3 protein-coding genes are annotated in these 4,562 nt (G+C 63.6%); all 3 read right to left on the reverse strand.

The genetic code is table 11. From position 1 onward, the window contains the following. Positions 1–1,807 precede the first annotated feature (1,807 nt). A complete protein-coding gene (locus GY725_19100; GenBank protein ID MCP4006294.1) occupies positions 1,808–2,809 on the reverse strand; it encodes a hypothetical protein in 1,002 nt (333 codons plus the stop codon). An 8-nt stretch (positions 2,810–2,817) separates the two neighbouring features. Next, a complete protein-coding gene (locus GY725_19105) occupies positions 2,818–4,119 on the reverse strand; it encodes a hypothetical protein (protein ID MCP4006295.1) in 1,302 nt (433 codons plus the stop codon). A 251-nt stretch (positions 4,120–4,370) separates the two neighbouring features. Next, on the reverse strand, positions 4,371–4,562 hold a 192-nt coding region (locus GY725_19110; GenBank protein MCP4006296.1), incomplete at its 5' end, for a type II toxin-antitoxin system VapC family toxin.

Genomic DNA, 4,562 nt, shown 5'->3' on the forward strand with positions numbered 1-4,562 from the left:
GCGTCCGAAGTGCGTACCGTACGTCTTGCCAGATTGTGTCCATGGGGGTTCCTTGATCCGTCCTACCGCGCTCCGGGCATGCCGGATCGGGTCCGGAGATGAGATGCCGGCCGGCGATCGAGGGTTTGCATGCCGCCGGCGGTGACCGCCAGACGGACCAACCGGGAACAGTAAGGCTGGCCAACGTCGGGAGGAGTCAACCTGATGAAGGCACTGCTCCGGAGCCCGGTGGCCTTTCAACCGTGGGGAATGAACACCGGCCCGTGACCAGCCTTGACCGTGGTCCTTACGTGCATGCTGCCTCCTTGCGGCGCGGGACACGCCCGGCTGGTTTGCCGGCTCGCGCCCGCGTCCAGCCCCGCTTTCTATCAGGGTCGCGCCGGGAGCCTAGCCGGGAGCCTCGCCGGGAGCCTCAGCCTGGGCTCCGCACTCCCACACTCCCCACCCGCCCCAACCCGGCCAATCCTTCCAACGCCCGCATCACCCAGGGCATCACCCACGGTGCCACCTTCTCCGTCCGCGCGATCTGAAATCACGGCCGAGATTGCGATCCTTGCGATTCCGCGCAGCAGACGCGGCGCCGGCCATGATCAAGCCGAGGGCGGCGAGCTGCGACGATGGCGATGATTCCTGCGTGCGCCCGCTTGCTGGCAGCGGAGTATCAACCAGCGATGGAGCGCGCGCGCGTGGCATCATCACAGACATCGCCACCAGATGGCTACGACGGCACACTTTTCTCCGCCAGATAGCGATTCCGCCCTCGGAGTAGAAGATAGACCGCGGCGATGATGTCACCAGGGACGACATCACCCCCCTGGACCTGCCGCATACCCACGCCGGTGCCGCTGTGGACGCATGGACCGCGCTCGCGAAGTTGCCCTTGCCACACTGGACGCATGTCCCGCGCTCGCGAAGTTGCCATTACCGTTCTGGACGCATGTCCCGCGCCCGCCATCTCGCCCTTGCCGTTTTCAGCGCGATGGACGGCGTGCAACAGGCGTTGAAATCGGCACAGTACGGGGCTTGGATGGGCGAAGGGTCGTCCTTTTTGGAAAGTGCGCGACGATCGCAGCCCTACCAGCGTTGTTTTTGATCAGGGACGCGGCGAAGAGCGCGATCGGGCCGTTGTTTTCGGCAAAGGACGCGGCGATGAACGGACTTCGACCTGCAAGACCGCCTTCGGTGGCGCACGGAGGCGGACTTGCGCTCACCCGGCTGGCGCATCGGTCGGCCCGTCGCCGCGGCTCAGGCCATGAGCCGTCGCGCATTCGATGATCGCTCGCTGCTTACGCTCTTCCGAGATCTCCTCACCGGGATCTGGGTGCCACCCAACCCGGTCAGCGCCCAACCCGGTCAGCGCCAACCCGGGCAGCGCGCTTCATTCCCGAGAAAAGGACGGCGTCCTCGTCGAGGTCACTGGGGCCACCGGGGTGACCGAGGGGGGTGACCGAGGGGGGTGGCACCGCCGCGGATCTTCGAGAAGCCAAAACCGCGTTTTGGCTTCGGCATTGAAAAACGGGGGCTTTCGAGCCCCCGTTTTTTTGTCGCTATACTCCGGCCACCATCCGATCCTTCCAGCGGCCGGCACCCGCGCTGGCGGGGAGCCGTCCAGGGTCCACGACCTTGGATGTCGCAGGTCAGCTCGATGGTGCTGCCGATCAGATCACGGTACCAGGGACCTCTCGGCCATTGTGAATCAGGGACCTCGGCCAGTGTGCCTCTCTCTGAGAGTCTCGTAGCGAGCGTGGACTTCAGTTGCGGCCATATCTGATGCCGCACCTCAGCCGAAGCTCGTGCACTTCGGTGATCACGGCGTACGATCGCATCCTTGACCCGTACTGGGTGCCTGCAGCGCTGCCCATGCCGCCGCGAAACCCAGCGGCTGGCTATCGCGATAGTCCTGGTGCTCGTAGAGCCGGACGTTGATGCTGGACAGGTTCCAGATCATGCTCTTGGCGGTCTGACTCGCCGACTCCAACTGCTCCAAGAGCGCCGCCAGCTCGCCCTGCGACGATCGAATGCTGGCTCGCACCTGCTGGATGCTAGGGCTTTTCGGGTTCCCGCGTTGCACTCGTCGCTCCTGGTCGAGAACGGCGACCATGTTGACGACGTCCGCCGGCTTGCGGAGGTGGGAGCGGATATCGTTTGCGAGGCGCATAATGCGGCCCGAGACCTGGATGCAGTGCATGTAGCGTTCGAGCTCGTCGCAGACCGCCGGCTCGTCAAGCGCGATCGACATGGCGAGAAGGGTCGGCTTCGCACAGATCGAGAGCTCTCCGATCTCGAGGTATTCCTGGCTGCCGATCCGGATTTCCCCAGCCCGCAGCAACGCCTCCCGATACATCATCGCCACCGTTTCCGACACCAGTCCCTCCCAGTAGTCGAGGATTCGTTCGCTCCTCACGAGGCCCCTCAATTCTCCCCGCACGGACTCGATCGCTCGTCGCGCTGCATCGAGCGGACCCACGAGCTCCGAGGCGACAGGGTGCTCGTCGACGCGGCCCTCGAGGATGAACCTATGCAGTCGCTCGGTGAACTCATGCACGTCCGCCAGCGTTCCCTTGAAGTCGTCGATCGCATCGTCGACGACGAAGTGGAAAAGCGACTCCTTCACCAGCATTTGCTGTGCGATCAGATATCGCTCGCCGGGCACGCTGTACACCGCCCCGAAACACAGCGAGTGGACGATCGCGTCCTGTTGCGCAAAACGAAGCCGGAACCGTGCGATCCACTCGTCGATACTCGCCTTCAGATGCGCGTATTCACCCGACAGTTGGTCGATCCGCTCGGCGGAGAGCACAGGTTCCATGCTTGGCCTCACCCCTCGGCAGACACCGACTCCGCGAACTCGAGATAGATGGGGTCGTCCACGTTCGGCAAGCTGTAGATGACTTTCTCGATCCACTTTCGATCGAGGATTCCGTTTCGATACGCTTCGAACCCCGCGGCGCGTTCCTCCCTCGGCGAGTACCGTCCCGCTCGTCGATCGAGATGGTAGCGGACCAGCTGCTCGTTCCCGCTGGAGACGTACCACTTGTCGTCGAGCTCGCCCTCCTCGACGCTCCGAACGAGAAACTCGCGACAGATGGATTCTGCAACGCGCAGCTCCTCCTCGTCTCCCAGCTCCGATGCCTCGTAGAGATGCAACATGTGACTGAACGAGGTGTCCAGCTCGCCCGCAAAGCACACGTATCGATCCCCGTCCCGGTACTTCTCGAACACCTCTGCGGAGAGGTCTTCGCCCTCGCGACGCAGGATCTTGAATGCGACCGCGGTGTCGTCCAGGTCGGGGACTTGGACGTCTCGTCCCCAGGGCATGCCGCACTCCGACCAGTGACGCCGTATGTACTCGAGGTGCGGCCGGATCTCCTCTCGGAAGAACCCGTCTATGCCGAGGAACGCCAAGTTGTCGAGCACCCAGAGGCGTTCGAAGAGATCCAGTGGATAGGTGACCGGGACGCAGTCCCCAAAACGTTGGAGGAGGCCGTCAATGTAGGCCAGCGCGTTCGAGTCCCCGGTCTGCATGAAGACGAAAGCAGTCGCGGCCGGAGAGTTGAGGAACGATCCGTTTTGGGCCTGCAGCCTCAGGATCTGTTCGAAATCGAGCCTATCTGCGTCCGAAAAACCCTCCAGAGAATGAAGGATGGTCGTAGGGGCGGCATAGAGGTGCCTCTCGAGAAGAGCGATCTTGCGTCGCCGTCTCTCGGCGACACCCGACATCATGGCGTCGACAGCCGGCCACTGCACACGCACTTGGCGAGCGGATTCAACGAGCGTGGGAAAGATGAGCTCGAAACCGACTGTGGAGATGCTCTCTTCGGACAGGCGCGGCAGATTGCGCTCGACGTACGCCATTCCGCGCTCGACGCAGACCGCTCCAGCATCCCACGACCGGAGGGCCACGATCGCGCTGAGAGTCGAGATCAAGCGGTCGTGGCAGTACTCGGGCTCCGCACAGCCCCACGACCCATCGGGAAGCTGGCGGCTCAGCACCCACTCGAGACATTGGGGATACATCGGGCGCAAGGGATTCCCATGCGCGGGTATCCGCGCGATCCATGCCGTGTCGTAGGCCGAGGGGGAGATGCACCCATCACTCAACCCGCCGAGGATCGACACGATCTTCTCTCTCAGTCCTTCCGTTCGCTCTCCAGTCATCGACAGCACCCCACTTTTTAGTCTAGTCGCCTGCTCCGACTCTTGCCAAGGGTTGCCAGGCAGCCGTGGCAGCCGTGGCAGCCGTCGCGCCGGCCTCCGCGAGCTCGACTTGGGAGCCCTCGGTGAGCGGGTCTAAGGCATCCGCCCCGGTCCCAAGCACAAACAGAAGCACACCGCCGGCGTGGGTACGCGCTGAGGCGCGTAAGGCGTCTTTACGCCCAACCGTTAGATTTCTCGTCCTTCTCGTCCTTCTCACCGTTCAATGCTCTACCAAATGCGGCGACCACCTCGACGCGGCTGATCATCGTCGTGCCAGCAGCTTCCGCGGCGGCTATGGCTTGCTCGACCGCGCTCGATCCAGGCTCGGCGACATAGCGTTTGACCAGCGCGCTGGCGTCCAGGTA

Source organism: bacterium (assembly GCA_024226335.1).
Lineage (GTDB): Bacteria > Myxococcota_A > UBA9160 > SZUA-336 > SZUA-336 > JAAELY01.